The following is a 21,986-nucleotide window of genomic DNA, read 5'->3' as shown; positions in this document are numbered from 1 at the left end:
CGAGGGTTGGTTCGATGACTAGTGATCCAGCGGGATCCGCAGCGATGACATGGTGGCGGCCAGTCCGTCGTACTGAGTGGTCAGCAGGCAGAATCCGATCAGCTGGCGGCGGTCCAGGAACTTCGACAGCCCCTCCCACGCCTCATCGGAAAGTGTTCTGGTGTTAAGGATCTCGTCGACACCCGTGATGAGGGCCCGTTCCTTGTCGGAGAGTCCCTCGGCGTTGGCACCGGCGAAAATCCGCTCTTGATGCGCCGGCTCGATACCGGCCGACTTGGCGATGCGGGTGTGGTGCTGCAGTTCGTATTCACACTCGCGTACGTGGGCCACGCGCAGGATGACCACCTCGGTGTCGCGGGTGGAGAGTTTGGTGCCCCGCAGGATGGCACCGGAGTAGGCGAGCCACGGCCAGAACCTGGGACCCGTCTGCCCGAGCGTGGTCGCCAGATGCATCTCCGGGGCGTTTACCGCCCGTGCCATGCCCTTGGCGATCACCCAGTTGATCGGTCCGAGTTCGCGCAGACCACCTGACGGAATACGGCCACTGCTCACGGGTGAGCTCCTTCCTGCAGAACGAGGTATGGCGACACCGTACTGCGATGCTCGTCCAGGTCGAGCGCCCGGCCGAGCGCGGGGAAGGCGCGCTGGGGACAGTTGTCCCGCTCGCAGACGCGGCAACCCACGCCGATCGGCGTCGTCGCACCCTCTGAGGACAGGTCCAGGCCCTGCGAATAGACCAGCCGGTGCGCATGCCGCAGCTCGCAACCCAGCCCGATCGCGAATGTCTTACCGGGCTGGCCGTAGCGCGACGCACGCCGCTCGACGGTGCGCGCGACCCAGAGATAGTTGCGCCCGTCGGGCATCTGCGCCACCTGAACCAGGATCTTGCCCGGATTGCCGAAGGTCTCGTACACGTTCCACAGGGGGCAGGTGCCGCCGCTGGAGGAAAAATGAAAACCAGTCGCCGACTGCCGTTTTGACATGTTCCCGGCGCGATCTACCCGGACGAACGAGAAGGGGACGCCGCGCATCGACGGGCGCTGAAGCGTCGAGAGCCGGTGACAGATGGTCTCGTAGCTCACCGAATAGAAGGCCGAGAGCCGTTCGATGTCGTACTGGAAGTCCTCGGCCACGCCGTGGAACTGGCGGTAGGGAAGGACCGTGGCGGCGGCGAAGTAGTTGGCCAGGCCCAGCCGCGCCAGCTTGCGCGATTCCTCCGAGGTGAACTTGCCGTCATCGACCATGGTGTCGATGAGATCGCCGTACTCCAGGTAGGCCAGCTCGGCGGCCAGCTTGAAAACCTGTTGGCCACCGGACAGGTGATTACTGATTTCCAGCGTTTTGGTCGTCGGATCGTACTTGTGCAAGACGCTGTCGCCCAGGTCGATGCGGCGGGCGATCTGTATGCCGTGCACCTCGGTGAGCCGGCCGGCGATCTCGCGGGCGAGGTCGGCCCGGTGCATGCGCATACGAACAGTCAGGTCTTCGGCGGCGGTGTCGAGCTCATGGAGATAGTTGTGGCGTTGATAGAAGTAGTCGCGTACCTCTTCATGCGGCATCGTGATGGAGCCGCTGCCGCTGCCATCGGTGTAGCGATCCTCGGTCGCTGCCGCCAATTGCGTCGTCGTGATTCGATAGCGCCGGTGCAGGTTGACCATGGCACGGGCCAGCGCGGGATGTCCGGCCACCACATCGGCGATCTCGGCCGGGTCCACGTCGATATCGAGGTCTTTGTCCTGGACTACCTCGCGTAGCTCGGCGATGAGGCGGCTGTCGTCCTGGGAAGAGAAGAACGTGGCGTCCACACCGAAGACCTCGGTGATGCGCAGGAGTACGGCAACGGTCAGCGGTCGGACGTCATGTTCGATCTGATTGAGATAACTCGGCGAGATCTCCAGCATCTGGGCCAGCGCGGCCTGGCTGAACCCGCGCTCACTCCGGAGTTGACGAAGGCGCCCTCCAACGTACGTTTTGGACACCTGGTCAGCGTACGCGCCTTGCGAACTGCATCTTCGCAGTCTTGGCAAGGAGAAGATCTGCCCAGGATCATCCGCGTTGTTACCGAGGGTGGGCCGGATGTCACCGAGCGATCAAGCTGGTTTGCTTTCTGGCGGCACCGGGGATGGGCCAACCGGCGAACACGTTTGGCTCGGCGGCTTCTCGCTATGACCGGCGTCACTCGGATGGCTTCTGGGGCCGCGAGGTCATAAAGAGGCGTCCCAGCTGCTGATTAGCCATCCGTTCACCCATTCTTGGGAAATAGGAAATCAGCCCGCGAGCGTTGCTCGCGTTTCTGTGCAGTAAATCTGTACACGCTTGTATCCCAAATAGCGTGCTAATCAATGAATATCGGGTCTGCAACGGGTACATACGCGACTCTCATGCATGGTCTAATCTTTAACGGCCGGGGAGCACCGCAGAGGTGCTCCACGTTTTGCAATTGGGATGTACATGTCCGAGCATGGTGCCGGATGCAGAGATAGACGAGGAGGCTTACGATTCTTCGGCTTTTGATGCGTCTGTGGATTCCGCTGCTGGTACTTGCGGTAATTGGCATCGGTGGATTTACGGTGTCGCGGCTGCATGGCGTATTCGGTAACGAGAACCGCCCTTCGTACGCGGATACGAATGTGAGCGACGCGCAATCGTTTAACCCCAAGAAGATGTCTTACGAAGTGTTTGGGGCGCCGGGAACCGTGGCAGATATCAGCTATTTCGATGTGAACGGTGAACCGCTGTACATACAGAAAGTCACATTGCCGTGGTCGGTGAAATTCGATATCACCAAGACCAGCGCGGTGGGAAGCATCATGGCGCAGGGAGATAGTCACAGCATCGGTTGCCGCATCATCGTGGACGATGAGGTCAAATCCGAGAAGGTGACAAACCAGACCAACGCCTTTACTTCTTGCCTGCTGAAGGCCGCATGAGCGCGGAAAGTGGCAAAATCGGTTCGCACCGGCCGGTAATGGCGACCATTATCCGCCGGGGTGCGGTGTTCATTATCTTGGGCTGGCTCGCAATCACGGTCTTGCTGACTGTCAAGGTGCCGCCGCTGGAGATCGTCGAAAGAGAACATTCGGTCTCGCTCAGCCCGCCGGATGCGCCCTCCGTCAAGGCGATGACCCAGATGGGCAAGGTCTTCCAGGAATCCAATTCCGAGAGCGTCGCGGTGGTGGTTCTCGAGGGAGAACAACCCCTGAACGACGATGCGCATAAGTACTACGACGCTGTCATTCGCCAATTAAAAGGCGACACGAAGCATGTGCAGCACATTCAGGACTTCTGGGGCGACCCGCTGACCGCGGGTGCCGCTCAGAGTGCCGACGGAAAAGCCGCGTATGTGCAATTAAATCTGACCGGTCGTTTTGGTCAGGCCGATGCGAATGAATCGGTCGAGGCCGTCAAAAAGGTCGTCAAGGAGACACCCGGTCTGCCACCGGGCGTGAAGGTATACGTCACCGGCCCGGCGGCCATCGTCTCGGACATGTCCGAGAGTGGAAACCGTACGGTTCTCTTGATCACCGCGGTGAGCGTCGGCGTCATCTTCCTGATGTTGCTGCTGCTCTACCGGTCCTTCATCACGGTCATCATCCTGCTGTTCACGGTGGGTATCGAGCTGCAGGTCGCGCGGGGTCTCGTCGCGTTCCTGGGCCTGCACGGGATAGTCGGCCTGACCACCTTCGTGGTCAACCTGTTGGTATCGGTGGGTATCGCGGCCGGTACGGACTACGGAATCTTCTTCACCGGGCGGTATCAAGAGGCGCGCCAGGCCGGCGAGGATCGCGAAACCGCCTATTACACCGCCTATCGCGGGGTGGCCAAGGTGGTGCTGGCCTCCGGTGTGACCATCGCCGGCGCGATCGCCTGCTTGCACTTCACCCGACTGCCCTACTTCAAGCCGCTGGGTATCCCCGGCGCGGTGGGCATCCTGGTCGCCGTCGCGGTCGCCCTGACCCTCGTGCCGGCGTGCATCGCGGCGGGCAGCCGGTTCGGGCTGTTCGATCCGAAGCGGCTGGTGACCACGCGTCGCTGGCGGCGGATCGGTACTGCCATCGTGCGGTGGCCCGGCCCGATTCTCGCCGCGACGATCGCGATCGCGCTGATCGGTCTGCTGACGCTGCCGGGCTACAACCCGAGTTACACCGACGCCAAGTACATTCCGCAGGACATCCCCGCGAATCAGGGATTCATCGCGGCCTCACGACACTTCCCTGAATCGAAAATGGCCACGCCTGACATCTTGCTGATCGAGGCCAATCACGATATGCGCAATCCGGCCGATCTCCTGGTGCTGAACAGGTTGGCCAAGGCGGTATTCGCGGTGCCGGGCATTGCCAACGTGCAGTCCATCACCCGGCCTGAGGGAACTCAGATCGATCACTCATCGGTGCCGTTCATGCTCAGCATGTCGAATGCGAGCCAGCGTTTGAGCCTGCCGTTCCAAAAGGCGCGCATGGACGACATGCTGAAGCAGGCCGACGAAATGGCCAAGACGATCGCGCTTATGCAACGCATGGCCGATCTGATGAAGCAAATGGTGGACACCACCCACCGCATGGTCACCACCACTCATGATCTGCAACAGGACATGTCCACGCTGCGGGATCACATCGAGGACTTCGAGGATTTCTGGCGGCCCATCCGTAACTACTTCTATTGGGATAAACACTGCTTCGACATCCCCATCTGCTGGTCGATCAGAGCCATCTTCGACGCGCTCGACGGTGTTGATCAGGTGACCGACAAGATGCAGACCCTGGTCGGCGATCTTGACGAGCTCGACAAGCTGATGCCGCAGATGCTCGAGCAGTTCCCCGTGATGATCGAGACGATGAAGAGCACCCGCGAATCGATGCTGACGATGCACAGCACGATGTCCGGCATCTTCGCCCAGATGGACGAGTCGACCGAGAATTCGACGGCCATGGGCAAGGCATTCGACGCCGCGAAGAACGATGACTCTTTCTATCTGCCGCCAGAGGTCCTGAAGAACAAGGATTTCCAGCGGGTCATGAAGATCTTCATGTCGCCCGACGGCAAGTCCTCGCGCATGCTGATCTCGCAGCGCGGTGATCCGGCCACCACCGAGGGCATTTCGCGGGTGGAGCCGATCAAGACCGCGGCCGAGGAAGCGCTCAAGGGAACTCCGCTGGAGCACGCCAAGCTCTCGCTCGCCGGTACGGCTGCGGGTGTCAAGGAGCTGGTCGACGGATCCAAGTACGACCTGTTGATCGCCGGTGTCGCGGCGCTGTGCCTCATTTTCATCATCATGCTGTTGATGACCAGAAGCCTGGTTGCGGCGTTGGTGATCGTGGGCACGGTCGCGCTCTCGCTGGGAGCCTCATTCGGCTTGTCAGTTCTTGTCTGGCAACACATTTGCGGAATCCAGATCAACTGGGTGGTGTTGGCCATGTCGGTCATCGTGCTGCTCGCGGTGGGATCGGACTACAACCTGCTGCTTGTCTCGCGAATGAAAGAGGAGCTGGCCGCCGGCCTCAATACGGGCATCATCCGCGCGATGGGTGGCACCGGCAAGGTCGTGACGGCGGCGGGCCTGGTGTTCGCGGCCACGATGGGTTCGATGATCGTGAGCGACCTGCTCACCATTGGGCAGGTGGGAACGACGATCGGTTTGGGTCTGCTGTTTGACACCTTGATCGTGCGTGCGTTCATGACACCGTCCATCGCAGCGCTCTTGGGCCGGTGGTTCTGGTGGCCGCTGCAAGTGCGTCCCCGGCCGCTCGGCGCGGTGCACGGGTGGAGGGGACCGCGCCTCGTTCGCTCTGTGCTGCAGAGGAACTAATGAGAGCGGACATGAGTGCTGACTCAGATTCGGCACACTCGCGGCCGTTCATCGCGCGCACAATACGAACGCTGTCGCCTCTGATCATCTTGGGTTGGCTGGTGCTGATCCTGGGAACGACGCTGTCATCGGTCAATTGGGACTGGACGAAGGCGATTCCGGCTCTGGAAAAGGTCGGTGAGGAACGTTCTGTATCGCTGATGCCGCAGGACGCGCCTGCTGTCAAGGGCATCCTGCGCATCGGTCAGGACTTCCACGAGTCCAACTCGGACAGCTCGGCAATGATTGTGTTGGAGGGGCAAGAGCCACTCGGCGAAGATGCGCACAATTACTATGCGGAGTTGGTTCGTCAGCTGCGCAACGATCCTCAGCACGTGGAGCACGTGCAGGATCTGTGGGGCGACCGCCTGACCTCGTCCAGCGTGCAGAGCCCCGACGAGAAGGCCGCCTATGTGCAGCTCAATCTCGTTGGCAATCAAGGTACTGCGCAGGGTGACGCATCGGTCGCCGCGGTCCGCGAGATCGTCAACCGGACGTCGCCGTCGGCCCCGTCCTACGTCAAGGTCTACGTCACCGGTGCCGCGCCGTTGGCCTCCGATATGCAGCATGCGGGTAACAAGTCGATCCTGAAGATCACCGCGGTCACCGTCGTCATCATCTTTACGCTGCTGCTCATCCTCTATCGCTCGGTCATCACGGTGATCTTGCTGCTGACGATGGTGGGTATCGAGTTGGCGGCGGCTCGGGGCGTGGTGGCGTTCCTCGGCCACAATGACGTGTTCGTGCTCTCGACTTTCGCGGTCAACATGCTGGTCTTCCTCAGCATCGCGGCCGGCACCGACTACGGGATCTTCTTCTTCGGCCGGTACCAGGAGGCGCGGCAGGCCGGCGAGGACCGGGAAACCGCCTACTACACCACGTATCGCAGTGTCGCTCCGGTGGTACTGGCCTCCGGATTGACCATCGCCGGCGCGATTCTGTGCCTGCACTTCACGCGGCTGCCCTATTTCCAGACCATGGGTATCCCATGCGCCATCGGCATGCTTGCGGCGGTGGCGGTCGCGGTGACGCTGGTCCCCGCCGGCATCGTGGTCGCCAGCCGGTTCGGGCTCCTCGAACCCAAACGTAAGCTGCGCGTGCAGCGCTGGCGCGGTGTGGGTACCGCGGTCGTACGCTGGCCGGCTCCCATCCTGGTCGCCTCGCTGGCCGTCGCTTTGGTCGGGTTGTCCACGCTTCCGGGATACAAGACGAGCTACAACGACCGCCTGTACATCACCGGCGATATTCCGGCCAATCAGGGGTTTGCCGCCGCGCAACGCCACTTCACCGAGTCGCGCCTCAATCCTGATGTGCTGTTGATCGAGGCCAACCATGACCTACGGAATCCCTCGGACTTCCTGGTCTTGAACAAGCTGGCGAAGGCCGTCTTCAAGGTGCGCGGTATCTCACGGGTGCAGGGAATCACCCGCCCCGAGGGCACGCCGATCGCGAACACTTCGGTGCCTTTCCTGTTGAGCCTGCAGAGTGCCGGCCAGGTGCAGGCAACGCGATTCCAGAAGAAGCGCATCGCGGACATGCAGAAGCAGGCCGATGATCTGGGCAAGATGATCGCGACGATGCAGCGCACGTACGAAGTGATGAAGAAGATGTCCGAGACCACACATCGGATGACCGCCGATACGCACGAGGTGCAGCAGATCACCGACGACCTGCGCGGCAGCATCGCGCTCTTCGACGACTTCCTGCGCCCGATCCGTAACTACTTCTATTGGGACAAGCACTGTTTCGACATCCCCATCTGCTGGTCGATCAGATCGATCTTCGACGCGCTGGATGGTGCCGATGCCCTTGATGACGGGCTGATCATCCTCGTCAAGGACATGGACAAACTCGACGCGATCATGCCGCAGCTGATGATGCAGTTCCCGCAGATGATCGAGGTCACCAAGACCATGCGGACCATGACGCTGACGATGTACGCCACCATGTCGGGCCAGTTCGCCCAGATGGACGAGACCACCGACGATGTCATGGCGATGGGGCAGGCGTTCGACGCTTCGAAGAACGATGATTCGTTCTTCCTGCCCCCGGAGGTCTTCAAGAACCCGGATTTCCAGCGCGCGATGAATTCGTTCATCTCGCCCGACGGAAAATCGGTGCGGTTCATCATTTCCCACAACGGTGACCCCATGACGTCCGAGGGAATTAGCCGGATCGAACAGATCCGGAACGCGACGGAAGAAGCGCTCAAGGGGACGCCGCTGGTGGGTAGCAAGGTCTACCTCGCCGGTGCCGCGTCAACTGCCAAGGACTGGAAAGACGGCTCGACATATGACCTGTTGATCGCTGGTATCGCGGCGATCTGCCTGGTCTTCATCATCATGCTCGTCACCACCAGAAGCTTCATCGCGGCCTTGGTGATCGTTGGCACCGTGGCTCTTTCGCTGGGCGCGTCCTTCGGTATGTCGGTGCTGCTGTGGCAATACATCCTGGGCATCAATCTGCACTGGATGGTGCTGGCGATGTCCGTGATCATCCTGTTGGCAGTCGGTTCCGACTACAACCTGCTGCTGGTCTCCCGTATGAAGGAGGAGATGGGTGCCGGCTTGAACACCGGCATCATCCGCGCGATGGGTGGTACCGGAAAGGTGGTGACGTCCGCGGGATTGGTGTTCGCGGCGACCATGGCCTCGATGGTGGTCAGCGATCTGCAGATCATCGGACAGATCGGTACCACCATCGGTTTGGGTCTGCTGTTCGACACCCTGATCGTGCGCTCCTTCATGACCCCGTCGATCGCGGCGCTGCTGGGCCGGTGGTTCTGGTGGCCGCAGCGCGTGCGGCAACGGCCGCCGAGCGCTCTACTGGAGCCCGTCGGGGCGCATGCGGCCGCAGCGCCCGCGTCACCACGGCCGCACTCGAACGATGACGATGAGGGTCCGACCACGGAGTTTCCGCGGCTCTCTGAGTAGTTCAGTTGCCGTTCAACTGGTTTCGTATCGGCACACGAAACAGATTTCTCTAATCAAGCACGAAGGGCCGGGCGCGAGAGGATTCTCGCGCCCGGCCCTTCGGGTCTGTCTAGCCGGCCTTTAGTACTTGTGGCAGTTACGCAGCATCTGCTGGAAGATCGGCAGCACGGTGTCGACACCGGGGTTGTTCCTGCCATCATTCAGCAGCTGCACACGCTTCGCCCGCGGGGAGCTCAGGAAGATCCGCAGGAACTCCTGATTGGGGGGCGACTCGTCGAAGTATGTCGCCGCCATGGGGTTTTCCGTATGTAGTGCGGTATTCGCCTGGTCGTATGTGCAGGTCGTAGCGACCAGCTCATCAATGATCGGCTGTAGCGGGTCGGCAGACGCAACCCCAGCCCCAGCAGTCAATGCCAGTGCCAGGCCTCCGGCGGTCACCGCAATTTTCGTCAGTGAAAGATTGATCATTTTCTTCAGTCGCCTCCTAGTACCGACCTCATCAACTCTAACCATTCGGCTAAGACATGGCCTTTCGTGCACCAAGTCCCATATCTGCTATCTGTTCGATATTCCGTTGTGTTACAGCGCTTTGAAGCTTTCTCCTATTTCCGCTTCAAAATCTCCAACAGGTAACTGCCGTATCCAGACTTGAGCAGCTCGTTCGCGCGGGCTGCGAGCTGGTCGTCATCGATGAATCCGGCACGCCATGCAATTTCTTCGGGAACGCCGATTTTCAGGCCTTGGCGGCGTTCTATGGTGCGCACATAGTCACTCGCGTCCAGGAGTGAGTCGAAGGTACCGGTGTCCAGCCATGCGGTTCCTCGTGGCAGCACCTCGACCGACAGCCGTCCCTGATCCAGGTAGGTCTGGTTGACCTCGGTGATCTCGTACTCGCCGCGGGCCGATTTTCGCAGTGATCGTGCGATCTCAACCACGTCGTTGTCGTAGAAATAGAGTCCGGGCACCGCGTAGTGCGACTTCGGTTCGACCGGCTTCTCTTCCAGGGACAGCGGGGTTCCGACGGCGTCGAACTCGACCACGCCGTAGGCCGACGGGTTGGCGACCCAATAGGCGAAGATGGCGCCGCCCTCGATGTTCTCAAATCTGCGCAGACTGGTGCCCAGACCGGGGCCGTAGAAGACGTTGTCGCCCAGCGCCAGCATGACGGTGTCGGAGCCAATGTGCTCGGCGCCGAGCACAAATGCCTGTGCGAGTCCCTCCGGTTGCGGCTGCGGCTGGTAGCTGAGGTTGATGCCGAATGCTGAGCCGTCGCCCAAGAGCCGCTGGAACGCCGGAGCATCGGCGGGGGTGGTGATGATCAAGATGTCACGCACGCCGGCCATGATCAGGGTGGACAGCGGGTAGTAGACGAGCGGCTTGTCGTACACCGGGAGCAGCTGCTTGCTGACGCCCATCGTGATGGGGTGCAGGCGAGTGCCCGAACCGCCGGCCAGGATAATTCCGCGCATATGTTTCCCCTAGCGGACGAACTTGACGGATTCGCTGAGTTCACGGAGGGAGACGGTTTCCGCCGTGAACTCGTGGCCAAACACGACATCACCCTATCGCGACTTTTTGACCGCGGCCGTCGATGCCGACAAATCGGCCGATCGAGCGCAGCGCCGGTTCACGTAAGGCCTTAATCATCAAGAATCTTTCTTGATACCGAATTTGACGACGGATATCGCTCGAGGACGCCTGGTCCTGGGGCATTGCGTACGCGTTTGCAAGGTCTGGTGACGTATGTATGCACAATTGGGCGAGTCTGTCGGTGGCACCGGAAATCGGTAATAATGGCGACGCCCCAGAGGTTAAGGTACGAATGCCTACTAAATTGCCAAGCCAAACTGCGTGATCCCATTTCTCTCTGAGCCGGTGCGACTGGAAAGGCTAGGTTCCACGATGAAACTCGTGCTAGCTGCCTACGGAACTCGCGGGGACATCGAGCCCTCCGTAGCGGTGGGTCGAGAGCTGCAGCGCAGGGGGCATGACGTGTGTATCGCGGTGCCGCCGGACCTGGTTGGTTTTGCCGAGGGGGCGGGACTGCATACCGTGCCGTATGGACTCGAGACGCAGAGTTGGCTCAGTGTCTATCGCGATCTGTGGCGGTGTTTCTTCCATGAAGTCTGGAATGTCCGAAAGCTGCGCAGGCTGTGGCACGAAATGTGGCGGCTCAGCGACAGGGCCTGGAGCGAGATGAGTGCGGCACTGGCGGGCGTGGCGGCACATGCTGATGTGCTGCTGGCCGGCCAGAGCTACCAGGAACCGGCGGCCAATATCGCCGAATACCACGACATTCCGTTTGCCACATTGCATAACACCCCGGTGCGGGTAAACAGCGCGTTGTTCTCGAATCTGCCATCTCCACTGGCCGTCACGGCGATGCGGCTCTATGACTGGTTCGGTTGGCGGTTGAACAAAAAGGTGGAAGACGCGCAGCGGCGTGAGCTTGGTCTGCCCCGGGCGACGACATCGGTATCCCGCCGGATCGTCGAACGGGGGGCGCTGGAGATCCAGGCGTACGACGAGGTGTGCTTTCCGGGACTGGCGGCCGAGTGGGGAGAATGGGCCGATGAGCGCCCGTTCGTGGGCACCTTGACGATGGAGCTGTCCACCGACGCCGATCAGGATGTCGCGTCGTGGGCCGCGGCGGGTTCGCCACCAATTTGCTTTGGCTTTGGCAGCATGCCCGTCGAATCTCCTTCGGAGACAATCGAGATGATCGCATCGGCGTGTGCGGAGCTGGGGGAGCGGGCGCTGGTGTGCTCCGGCTGGAGTGACTACAGTGACGTTCCGCGGTTCGAACACGTCAAGGTGGTGGGGCCGGTCAACTACGCGGCGGTGTTCTCTGTGTGCCGTGCCGCCGTACACCACGGTGGAGCCGGGACTCTGGCCGCTAGTCTGCGGGCCGGGATTCCCACTTTGGTGCTCTGGATAGATGGTGCGCAACCGGTCTGGGCCTCGCGGGTAAAACTCTTGAAAGTTGGTGCAGTAAATAGTTTTTCGGGAACGACCAGGGAATCGTTGATCGCGGACCTGCGTCGTGTGCTGGCACCGGAGTGCGCGGAACGCGCTCGTGAAATCGCGGGCCGGATGACCCCGGCGGCACAAAGCGTGACCAGGGCGGCCGATCTTGTGGAGGGGTTCGCGCTTTCGCAACGATCCGTCCGCTCTGTAACGAAATCCATCTAGTCGCATCGCAGAAGAAACGGGGGCTTTCGGCTCATGTCAAAATCCGTACTCATCTCAGGCGGCGCGGGATTCCTTGGTTCCGCGCTCTCGTCGCGTCTTGTCGAAGCAGGATGGGATGTAGCGGTGATGGATGTCCTGCATCCGCAGGTGCATTCCGAACGTGGCGAGATCACCCTGCCGGCCGCGGTTCGGCTGTTCACCGGCGATGTCACCCACGCACCGGACTGGGATGCGGTGTTCCGGTTGTTCCGGCCAACCCAGGTGGTGCATTTGGCGGCCGAGACGGGTACTGGACAGTCGCTGTCGCAGTCGACCCGCCACGGCTCGGTCAATGTCGTTGGTACGACCCAGCTTCTGGACGCGATGAGCCGCGCCGAGCTGGTGCCCGAGCAGCTGGTGGTGGCGTCATCGCGCGCGGTCTACGGCGAAGGAGCTTGGCGGTATCAAGACTCCGAAGGCGAGCGGATCTTCTACCCGCGCCCGCGCAGCCATGCGCAGCTTGCCGCGGGCAGCTGGGATCCGCAAGGGCCCGGCGGAGAGGCGGCCGAACCGCTGCCCAACCGCGCCGGTAGTACCGAGCCGCGCCCCGCCAACATCTATGCGGCGACCAAGTTGGCGCAGGAGCATTTGTTGACTGCCTGGGCCGCCGGACATGACACCAACTTGAGCATCTTGCGGCTCCAGAATGCCTATGGCCCTGGTCAATCGTTGACGAACTCGTATACCGGGATCGTGGCGCTCTTCGCACGCCTAGCGCGCGCGAAACAGCAGTTGGAGGTGTACGAGGACGGAAGGATCATCCGCGATTTCGTCTTCGTCGACGACGTGATCGACGGGCTTTTCGCCGCGGTGCAAACCCCCGCTACGGTCCAGCGCTGCGTCGACATCGGTTCGGGTACCGCGACAACCATTCATGAGCTGGCGCGCACGCTCGCGCAGATGTGCGGCGCCCCGGAACCGGTTGTCGTGGGCAAGTTCCGTGACGGCGACGTGCGGGCCGCCAGTAGCGATGTCGAGCCCACCAAAGAACAACTCGCTTGGTCGCCCAAGTGGTCACTCGAAGATGGATTGCGGGTTCTGCTGGAGTGGATCGGCGCGAAAGGGTTTTGACCGGATCCTGCTGAATAAATGGGCACTGCAACAGGTTCCGATGCCTAGTTGAGAGGTGGCGACACGATGACTCGCCTGGCAAGAGGTCTTGGCGACTGATGAAGCTTGGGTCCGCATTCGAGCCGCGTAACAACGCGCTGAATGCGTGGCGGCTTCTACTGGCGACCGAGGTCATCCTCTTTCACTCTTTTCAGCTTACGGACCGTTTGCCATCGAGAGCGGTTCTCCAATTGCTGTTTTCGGTCGGGGTGGATGGATTCTTCGCACTGTCGGGCTTTCTCATCACCGCGAGTTGGCTGCGGAACCCACACATCAGGGATTACCTACTGGCGCGGGCACTGCGAATCCTGCCGGGCTACTACATCGTTCTGATCGTCACCGCATTCGTCTTCGCTCCGCTGAGCGTCGTCATCCAGGGCCGCTCGCCGCTCGACATACTCGGATCGTTTGCCCCGGTCGACTACGTACTGAAGAACATTGCGCTGCTACAACTTCAGTTCGATGTCGCCGGCACACCTCTGGACGTTCTGTATCCGGGGCGATGGAACGGATCGCTCTGGTCGCTCATCTTCGAGGTGGCCTGTTATCTTGCCGTCGCGGCGCTGGGCATGCTCGGACTCGCGCATCGTCGCTGGGTGTCCCCGGTTATCCTGGTGTTGGCCACTTTCGGGGCGCTCGCGTTGCCCCCGCTCACAGTTCCCGGCCTATGGACGCTCCCACAGCTTGCCGTGCGTACTGCGATCATGTTTGCCGCCGGCGCGGTGCTTTACCACTGGCGCGACGTCATCCCAGCCAAGTGGTCGCTCGTCGCGGTGAGCGTGGCGGTTGTGCTTGCGTCGAGCATGCTGCCCGACTATCGGGTGGTCGCCGCGCTTCCGTTGGCATATGCCGTTGTCGTCTCCGGCGTATTGATCAAGAACGAGCGACTAAATCTCAAGACGGATCTGTCCTACGGCGTTTACGTATATGCCTTCCCCATCCAGCAGTTGTTGGCAGTGGCAGGCCTGGCACGTTTAAATCCCGTGGCATTCTTTGTGATTTCGACCGTCGTGACGCTGGTGCCCGCTTTACTGAGTTGGTTCCTTGTTGAGAAGCGCGCGTTGGCACTGAAGACTCGTCTCAAACGTAGGAACAATCAACCGGCCGCATCGTCGCGGTCTAGAAGGGGTGGGCCTGGGATGAACTGGACTGGACAGGCACAGCTGAGAGGGCGTTATCTGCCATGAAAATTGTGTTGGCAAGCTACGGAACCCGGGGCGATGTCGAGCCTTCTCTGGTGGTCGCGCGTGAATTGCAGCGCCGTGGGCACGACGTCGTGATGGCCGTGCCGCCCGATTTGATGGGTTTCACTCAGGACGCGGGGGTGAAGACGGTGTCGTACGGATTGGACACCAAGACATGGCTTGACGTGTACCGCAACTTCTTCACTTTCCTGTTCCGCACCTTCTGGAAGGTCAGGGAGATCCGGAAGATGTGGCGCCACATGTGGGACATCAGCGACAGGTGTTGGGCACAGATGAACAGCACGCTGATGGCCGAGGCCAAGGACGCGGACGTGTTGTTCGCCGGCCAGAGCTATCAGGAGCCCGCGGCCAATGTTGCCGAGTACTACGACATCCCATTGGTCACCCTGCATCACATTCCGATGCGGCCCAACGGTCAGCTGGTCTCGATCTTGCCTGCGCGTTTGGGGCGCTTGGCAATGGCGTTCTTCGATTGGTTCGGCTGGCGCCTGAACAAGCGCGTCGAAGACGCGCAGCGGCGTGAGCTTGGATTGCCCAAGGCATCGGGGCCCTCGCCGCGGCGGATCGCTGAACGCGGCTCGCTGGAGGTCCAGGGCTATGACGACGCGTGCTTTCCCGGATTGGCCCAGGAGTGGACGAAATGGGATGGTGCGCGGCCGTTTGTCGGCTCCTTGACCATGGAGATGTCTGCCGATGCTGATGCCGACGTTGCTTCTTGGATCGCGGCCGGAACACCCCCGATCTTCTTCGGGTTCGGCAGTATGCCGGTCGAATCGCCCGCAGCTGCCCTGGAAATGATCGCCTCGGCCTGCGCGGAGTTGGGGGAGCGCGCATTGATCGGTGCCGGGTGGAGCGACTTCGGCGATAGGCGAATCCCCGACCACGTCAAGGTGGTAGGGGCTGTCAATTTCGGCACCGTCTTTCCTGCCTGCCGGGCAGTGGTGCACCACGGTGGTTCGGGAACTACCGCGGCCAGCATGCGTGCCGGCGTGCCGACTCTTGTTTTGTCGATGGATGCTAATCAAACGCTGTGGGGTGGGCAGGTCAAGCGTTTGAAGGTAGGGACTACCCGGCGATTTTCCACCACGACCCGCGATTCCCTGGTGACAGACCTGCGGCGAATCCTGTCTGCCGAGTGTCGCGGGCGCGCCCGTGAGCTTGCCGGGGAGATGACCAAGCCCAGCGAAAGCGCCACCGCCGCTGCCGATGTCATCGAGGAATTTGCACGGTCAAGGTGTGCGGCATGAGTGATGCCGATGACGACGCAGGAGATGCCAAGCGCCGGATCCTGATGCGTGGCGCATCACTCGGGCAGGCATTCGATCCACGAAACAACGCGCTCAATGCCTGGCGGCTGGTGTTGGCGATCAGCGTGATTCTGTGGCATTCCTGGCCGCTCACCGGTCGCTTCATCACCTTCAAACCGCTGGAACAGTTCATGGAGCAGGTCGGGGTGGACGGCTTCTTCGCGGTGTCGGGCTTCCTGATCACATCGAGCTGGTTGCGCAACCCTCGCCTGCGCGAGTTCGCGGTGGCACGTGCCCTGCGTATCTTCCCGGGGCTGTGGGTGTGCGTGGCCATCACGGCGTTTGTGCTGGCGCCGGTCAGCGTGCTTATTCAGCACGGTTCGGTGTCGAACCTGCTGTCCTCGTCCAAGCCGTACGAATACGCCCTGAGTAACGCCCTGCTGTACCCGTTCTACGTCGGTATCGACGGGACGCCGCGCGATATTCCATGGCCCGGGGTGTGGAACGGGTCCCTGTGGACCCTCATCTTCGAGATGGGCTGCTACATCGCGGTGGCGGCGCTGGGTCTGACCGGTCTTTTGAACCGACGATGGTTCGTCCCTGCTGCGTTTGTACTGACCGTATGTGCGACAGCGTATTTCTCGTATCCGACCGCTGCCATGCAGACCATTCCGCAGATGGTGTTCCGGTTCGCTGTCATGTTCGCGGCCGGCGCGCTGGTCTATCATTTTCGCGAGGTCATTCCCGCGCGCTGGTCGCTCGTCGGGGTAAGCGTCGTCATCGTCGCGGCTTCTTGCCTGCTGGCCAACTACCGGGTGATCGGTGCGCTTCCCCTGGCGTACGCGGTCATCGCCTCCGGTGCGCTGGTACGGGACAGACGATTGAACCTGCGTAACGATCTTTCGTATGGCGTGTACATCTATGCGTTCCCGATGCAACAGATGCTGGCCGTGCTGGGCGCCGCCGTGTTGAATACCTTTGCGTTCTTCGTCGTTGCCACCACTGTCACGCTGGCACCCGCGGCGCTGAGTTGGTTCCTGATAGAGAAGCGAGCGATCGCATTGAAATCGCGCTTCCTGCGCCGGCGCGCCCCGGTGAGCGATGCCGAACAGCCGGTACCACCTCCTGCGGAAGAGCGGTTCGACACCATTGGCGGAGGCGTTGCGGAGCCGAGAGAAGGCGCACCGTAGAGTGCATGATTTCGTTTCCCAGATTTTCCTGGGAGACACGATGATTCGCAAAAATCGAGGTGCTTGTTTCTAGGCTTTGCCCCGATTGCGGATGCTATTGTTGCGCCGTGAAAAGTGGGTTGTCGCGACGTGCTCGTATTTGGCTGTGGGCGGTACGTAAAGAGTATGCGCTCGTGCGCGCGATCCTCCCCGATGTTTATGCCAACGATGCGCTGGTCACCTTCAACAGCCATGCGTTCCTTGAGGATCCGGCATTTCAACGGGCATATCAACGTGGCGTCCGGGCGATCGGCGGCAAGGACTGGTATCCGTGGGAATGGCGGGTACACGTCGGGTTGTGGGCGGCCGCCAGCGCCAGCAAGCTCGAGGGAGATTTCGTCGAGTGCGGTGTGAGCTATGGGTTTTTGAGCAGCGCGATCATGGAGCACCTCGACTGGGACCGGCTGGGCAAGACTTTCTACCTGTTGGATACTTTCGGTGGATTGGACCCTCGCTTCGTCAGTTCGGATGAACGCGATTCCGGCGCGCTGGAGAAGAGCGAGGAGCTGGTGCGCAGCGGCGTGTATGGGAGCTCGGTGGACAGTGTGCGGGCAAACTTCGCGCAGTGGAAAAATCAGCGCATTGTGGCAGGCTCGGTTCCGGACACTCTTGACGAGGTCGAGTCCACCGCTGTGGCATATCTGCACATCGATATGAACTGTGCCCCTCCGGAAATCGCTACACTGCGGTACTTCTGGCCCCGCTTGACGCCGGGTGCCTTCGTGCTCCTGGACGATTACGCGAACCGTGGTCGTGACGAGCAGCGCATCGCCATGGATGAACTCGCGAGCGAACTAGGTGTGCAGGTGGTCGCCCTACCGACGGGCCAGGGTTTGATCATTCGTCCGCCGCACTGATCAGACGAGGTGCACCTCCGGTACGTACACAATCCACTGTCCGCCGCTCTCCTGGAACTGTCGTTCCTTGGCCATGATCTCTTCGGCGTGGTTCCACGCGAACAGCAAGGCGTAGTCGGGATACGGATCGGAAAAGGCCGCGGGTGAGCACACCGGTATCTTCGATCCCGGCGTGACGCGACCCTGTTTCTCCGGGGTCGAATCACACAGCAGCGGAAGTAGATCCGTGCCAATGCCGCAATAGTTCAGTACGGTAGCGCTTCTGGAGGTGGCGCCGTAGCCGACGACCCGGCGTCCCCGGGAGTGGATGTCGCGCAGGAGGGCGACGAGGTCGTTCTTGATGCGGTCGACGTCATTGGCGAACCGGACGAAGGCCGTTTCCTCGTTTTCGGCCAAGCCGTCTGCTTTCTCTTGTGCGAGAAGCGCTGCCACGCCCGCCGTGGGTTGCCGGGTACCCCGCCGGGCGACGGTGTAGCGGATCGATCCGCCGTGATAGGGGAGGTGTTCGGCGTCAACCAGTTCGAAGCCGAAGTGCGCGGCCATCGCCTTGACCGAGCTCACCGAGAACAGATAGATGTGTTCGTCATAGATTTGGTCGAAGTAGTTGTGCCGCAAGATGTCGGCCAGTGAACGATCCTCGAACACGAACAGCCCATCCGGTGCCAGCAAGGTGTCGACACCCTTGAATATCGAATCCAGGTAGGAGATGTGGCTGAACGTGTTGGCCGAAAAGATGAGATTGGCGTGCCCCTTTTCGGCGTAGATCTCGGCGGCTGTCTCCGCGTTGAAGAAGTCGGTCCGGACGTTCACTCCGTGCGACCGCGCGACGTCGTCGGCCCCGGCGGCAGGATCGACACCGAGGTGGCGCATGCCTGCCTTGGCAAGCGTGGTCAACATGACACCGTCATTACTGCCGATCTCGACGACGAATCCATCACGACCGCCCGGGCAGGTGTCGATGATGTGATTGGCCACGTCTTCGAAATGCTTGCGCATCAACAAAGACCCGGATGCCCGATAGGGATAGTCCGCTCGATACATGGCATCGGGCGGGACGGTCTCCAGTTGCTGCACCATCGTGCACGAGGTACATGCGCCGACTGCTAGACGGAAGAACGGCACCTTGTCGGCGTCTTCCAGCCGAACGAACGCGTTCGATACGGGTTGGCGGCCGAGATCGAAGACTTTGTGAAGATCACCGCCGCATATGCGGCATCGCTGACCGGTCATGTGTGGACCCCATTTCTCACGCGTGAACTGGCTATATCAGGGGCCCTGACGCGCTGTGGAGAGTGCGAACGCGTTTTGGGTGAGCACAGCGTAGAGCTTTCACCTAGGTCGTAAAGGCGTTTGAGTAAACGTATTTGGGAATCTTTGTTACCAGACTTTTATACGGTCCGACCTCCGCTTTAGCGATTCCGACGGACGGCTTCCTCGTAGAGATCCGCGGCCTTGGCCACGCTTTGCTCGGGCGTGGTCATGCGGCTGCCCAGCTCCCGGGCATTGGCGGCGACCTCGGGTGTGAGGATCCTGCGTAGATCGGCCACCAGGGTCTTTTGGGTCGTTGCCGAAAAACGGCGAGCCGCACCGACTTTCAGTCGGCCAAGCTGATTGCCCCAGTACGGTTGATCGCCGGTGCTCCACAGGATCAGGGTGGGAATGCCGGCGCGCAGGCTTGCCGCCGTGGTGCCCGACCCACCGTGATGAACGATGGCCCGGCTGGCCGCGAAGACCTGGGCATAGTTGACGGCGCCGACGACCTTGACATGGTCGGGAAGGGTGACGCCGCCGAAGTCGGTACCGCCGGCGCAGATCAATGCTCTTTCGCCGAGCTCTGCACACGCATTGCCGATCATTTCCACTGTGCCCGAAGGGGACTCGACCGGAATACTGCCCGTGGCAAAACAGACCGGCGGCGTGCCCGCGGCGATCCAGCCGGCGACGTCTTGATCGGCTTCGGTACTGAGCTCCATCGTGAGGGTTCCCACGAAGGGGCGTTGGCCATTCCACTTCTTCCATTCGGCGGCCAGGCCCGGGACGCATATGTCGTCGTAGGCCTGGACTTCCAGGCCGCCGCTCGCGGAGATCCGGCGCGCGGACGTGGTGGTGGCCTTGGGTAAGCCCAGTTCTTGGCGCTGTGCGTCCTCGGCGGCTTTCGTCGAGCGCCACAGCATCCACTCCGACAGTGCCCCGCCGGATCTGACGATCGGCGGGGGCAGTTTCGGTATCAGCCTGCCGTTGGGCCGCATCGGGAAGTGATGCAGCGAGATGAACGGAATGTTGTAGTACTCCGCGATGTTCGCGGCGGACTGCTCGAAGTTGAGGCCCGAGGAAACGAGGTCGGCACCGTCCGCGAGCGAGGTCAAGGTGGTGCTTGTCTGCGCCCAATGCCGGGCCAACGGCGCCCAGAGGTCGCGCAGGGTGCGGATTGGATTGCGCGCCCATTGCGCCCAGAAATTCCGGAGGAACTCTTCCTGGAGGAACTCATTGAGCGCCGGGCCGTAGGCGACCGTCGAAAGCCCGGCGTTCTCGGCGAAATCGACAAGGTCCGGTGGAACGGCCGCACGAACATCGTGACCCCTGCGTAGCAGCTCACGCCCGACACTGACGGACGGTTCGACATCGCCGCGAGTGCCGTAGCACGACAGCACAAACTTCATCCGTCTTGGGCCTTTCGGTTGTGCGCGCAGTGAGCCTGGCGGGAGTACTGGGTAATTATGTCGAGTCTTCAAACTGTCGCAAGACATTCGGCGCCGGAGAGCGCTTACTGTCAATGCCGGCGGTAAACCGGTCGGTCTGAAACTCTGCTGAGCAGCGCCGTTACTCGGGTGTTTGAACAGTGTTGTCATACAAGAGAAATCACGTGCCGAGATCGCCCGCCCGCGCGCGCCTGGCGCGGGTATAGTCGAGCCATGAACGTCGTCGAGTCAATTGAGCGCGGCTTGGATTGGCTGTCGACGCCGAAACGCCTGCCAGGACGTCTGGAGATGGAGACTCGGCGGGGGAGACGTTTGGAGCTGGAAGTCGTCTCAGTAGCGATCCGGCTTCCTATTATTACCGGCGCGATGCTGCGTCTTCCCGTGTTTGTCATGCTGATGCCGGCTGGATCGTCTCCCATCGAGGGGACCCATGCTCGTGCTGATCAGCCGGATGACTGACCTATTTCCGTAACAGCGCGCCACGATTTTCGGATTTGATGGGCGTAGCCTTCTTTTAGCGTCGTCTTGAGTGTTCCAGCAGCCTTCGGAAGCGTTGATCGGGCACCGTTCCGCACACTTCCGGGGATGCGCGACAAACGCGTGCCACCGCCTGGTCCTGCGTCATGTTTATGGATACGGGTATCGACGATCTCCGCAGTACTCGGTACGTTATCGGGGCATACTCATAACAACGTTTTCGGCGTAATTCCTTGTGGCGCCGACGGTAGACACTCATGTGCCCAAACGGTTGTGGAAATCGGCGGTATTTCTTATAGATGAGAACTTAATTCGTAGCGCATTGTCACCACATTTACTTCCGAGTGCTCTTCGTTCTGCGGGGACCTGTTGCTAGTCCAGCATGCGGCGCCCCGATTTCAGTCTGAATCAGAATTCAGGTCGCCTTGAGTTCATTTGGTGCGCACCTGGCGGTAACACATGCCGCCTGATGCGCAATTAATTGCCTGAGTGAAAATCCATGGCTGAACTCGGAAAATGCCTGAATACTTCCCCGTCGGCTACTTCTTCAAGCTACTTGACCAAGATCCACAGCAAGCTTTGATATTAGGTAACGCCCGTATCCAGTTCTAGTGTCATACTTTGCTGTCGGTCGGGGCGATCCCGCTAAAGTCGGTTGCTCAAGTTCGTCGGCGGAAGCTCGACTTACGCGACGGGTGCGGACTTGGTATACTTCTTTGTACGATCTTCGCAACAGATTGAAACCTATGTGACCATATTTGACCTGGGTAAACACGTCAATGATGATGTTTTGGCTAATTAGTTGCGGCAGCGAACGGGAATGTGTCAAAGTTACGAAGATTAGAACTTTGTGAAACCCCGTACAACGCTCTAAATTCAGCCGTATGTTTGCGATGTCCACCGAAGCAACCTGGAGAAAGCGTGAGCATCAATCCATTCGATGATGACAAGGGAAGCTTTTTCGTCTTGGTCAACGACGAGGAGCAGCACAGCCTATGGCCGGCTTTCGCCGATGTGCCCGACGGCTGGCGGGTGGTATTCGGTGAAGCGGACCGCGCTGCCTGCCTGGAGTACATCGAACAAAACTGGACCGATATCCGGCCGAAGAGCCTGCGAGAGAGATTGGCGCAGGGTGGGGGTCTTGGGCGCTGAA

17 protein-coding genes are annotated in these 21,986 nt (G+C 60.8%); 11 read left to right on the top strand and 6 right to left on the bottom strand.

The window, feature by feature from the left end; translation table 11 throughout:
* Positions 1-18: 18 nt before the first annotated feature.
* Together ABG82_RS23455 and ramB are read right to left on the bottom strand one after the other, a co-directional pair.
* Complete coding sequence (locus ABG82_RS23455) at positions 19-552, bottom strand: carboxymuconolactone decarboxylase family protein (protein ID WP_043076690.1); 534 nt, start codon at positions 550-552, stop codon at positions 19-21.
* On the bottom strand, positions 549-1,979 hold the full coding sequence (gene ramB, locus ABG82_RS23450) for an acetate metabolism transcriptional regulator RamB (RefSeq protein ID WP_043076689.1): 1,431 nt from the start codon (positions 1,977-1,979) through the stop codon (positions 549-551). Before ramB ends, ABG82_RS23455 begins: the two co-directional genes overlap by 4 nt.
* 534 nt (positions 1,980-2,513) lie before the next feature.
* On the opposite strand from ramB, the gene ABG82_RS23445 reads away from it, so the two are divergent.
* The 3 genes from ABG82_RS23445 to ABG82_RS23435 are packed head-to-tail and all read left to right on the top strand — an operon-like array spanning position 2,514 to position 8,778.
* A complete protein-coding gene (locus ABG82_RS23445; protein ID WP_078343651.1) occupies positions 2,514-2,930 on the top strand; it encodes an MmpS family protein in 417 nt (138 codons plus the stop codon).
* Entirely contained in the window at positions 2,927-5,806 is a 2,880-nt protein-coding gene (locus tag ABG82_RS23440; protein ID WP_043076687.1) for an MMPL/RND family transporter, read from the top strand. The genes ABG82_RS23445 and ABG82_RS23440 overlap by 4 nt, the downstream gene beginning before the upstream one ends.
* Before the next feature lie 11 nt (positions 5,807-5,817).
* Entirely contained in the window at positions 5,818-8,778 is a 2,961-nt protein-coding gene (locus ABG82_RS23435; protein ID WP_174544343.1) for an MMPL/RND family transporter, read from the top strand.
* Between the two features lie 120 nt (positions 8,779-8,898).
* Here the strand turns inward: ABG82_RS23435 and ABG82_RS23430 are convergent, their stop codons facing one another.
* Together ABG82_RS23430 and rfbA are read right to left on the bottom strand one after the other, a co-directional pair.
* Complete coding sequence (locus ABG82_RS23430) at positions 8,899-9,246, bottom strand: hemophore-related protein (protein WP_043076685.1); 348 nt, start codon at positions 9,244-9,246, stop codon at positions 8,899-8,901.
* Positions 9,247-9,380: 134 nt separating this feature from the next.
* Positions 9,381-10,247, bottom strand: coding sequence for a glucose-1-phosphate thymidylyltransferase RfbA (gene rfbA / locus ABG82_RS23425; protein ID WP_043076684.1), 867 nt, complete (start codon positions 10,245-10,247; stop codon positions 9,381-9,383).
* A 433-nt stretch (positions 10,248-10,680) separates the two neighbouring features.
* On the opposite strand from rfbA, the gene ABG82_RS23420 reads away from it, so the two are divergent.
* The 6 genes from ABG82_RS23420 (at position 10,681) to ABG82_RS23395 (ending at position 17,657) form a co-directional block, all read left to right on the top strand.
* A complete protein-coding gene (locus ABG82_RS23420) occupies positions 10,681-11,970 on the top strand; it encodes a glycosyltransferase (protein ID WP_043076683.1) in 1,290 nt (429 codons plus the stop codon).
* A 33-nt stretch (positions 11,971-12,003) separates the two neighbouring features.
* Positions 12,004-13,080 (top strand): NAD-dependent epimerase/dehydratase family protein, encoded by a 1,077-nt coding sequence (locus tag ABG82_RS23415; protein WP_043076682.1) that lies wholly within the window; start codon positions 12,004-12,006, stop codon positions 13,078-13,080.
* A gap of 98 nt (positions 13,081-13,178) precedes the next feature.
* Positions 13,179-14,306: an acyltransferase family protein gene (locus ABG82_RS23410; protein ID WP_043076681.1), complete on the top strand. Its 1,128-nt coding sequence runs from the start codon at positions 13,179-13,181 to the stop codon at positions 14,304-14,306.
* Positions 14,303-15,571, top strand: a complete 1,269-nt coding sequence (locus tag ABG82_RS23405) for a glycosyltransferase (protein WP_043076680.1) — start codon at positions 14,303-14,305, stop codon at positions 15,569-15,571. Before ABG82_RS23410 ends, ABG82_RS23405 begins: the two co-directional genes overlap by 4 nt.
* Before the next feature lie 44 nt (positions 15,572-15,615).
* On the top strand, positions 15,616-16,761 hold the full coding sequence (locus tag ABG82_RS23400) for an acyltransferase family protein (protein WP_078343670.1): 1,146 nt from the start codon (positions 15,616-15,618) through the stop codon (positions 16,759-16,761).
* A gap of 107 nt (positions 16,762-16,868) precedes the next feature.
* The gene (locus ABG82_RS23395) at positions 16,869-17,657 is read left to right on the top strand and encodes a TylF/MycF/NovP-related O-methyltransferase (protein ID WP_043076679.1); all 789 of its coding nucleotides are present in this window, start codon (positions 16,869-16,871) and stop codon (positions 17,655-17,657) included.
* Here the strand turns inward: ABG82_RS23395 and ABG82_RS23390 are convergent, their stop codons facing one another.
* Both ABG82_RS23390 and ABG82_RS23385 read right to left on the bottom strand, forming a co-directional pair.
* Complete coding sequence (locus tag ABG82_RS23390) at positions 17,658-18,887, bottom strand: class I SAM-dependent methyltransferase (protein ID WP_043076678.1); 1,230 nt, start codon at positions 18,885-18,887, stop codon at positions 17,658-17,660.
* Between the two features lie 179 nt (positions 18,888-19,066).
* A complete protein-coding gene (locus ABG82_RS23385; RefSeq protein ID WP_043076677.1) occupies positions 19,067-20,317 on the bottom strand; it encodes a glycosyltransferase in 1,251 nt (416 codons plus the stop codon).
* A gap of 252 nt (positions 20,318-20,569) precedes the next feature.
* Between ABG82_RS23385 and ABG82_RS23380 the strand changes: the two genes are divergently transcribed.
* Together ABG82_RS23380 and ABG82_RS23375 are read left to right on the top strand one after the other, a co-directional pair.
* Entirely contained in the window at positions 20,570-20,815 is a 246-nt protein-coding gene (locus tag ABG82_RS23380; RefSeq protein WP_043076676.1) for a hypothetical protein, read from the top strand.
* A gap of 939 nt (positions 20,816-21,754) precedes the next feature.
* Positions 21,755-21,985, top strand: coding sequence for an MbtH family protein (locus ABG82_RS23375; RefSeq protein ID WP_005062145.1), 231 nt, complete (start codon positions 21,755-21,757; stop codon positions 21,983-21,985).
* Position 21,986: the final 1 nt, after the last annotated feature.

It is taken from the genome of Mycobacteroides immunogenum (assembly GCF_001605725.1).
In the GTDB taxonomy this organism is placed as follows: domain Bacteria; phylum Actinomycetota; class Actinomycetes; order Mycobacteriales; family Mycobacteriaceae; genus Mycobacterium; species Mycobacterium immunogenum.
This window is presented reverse-complemented; position numbering and strand designations above follow the sequence as displayed.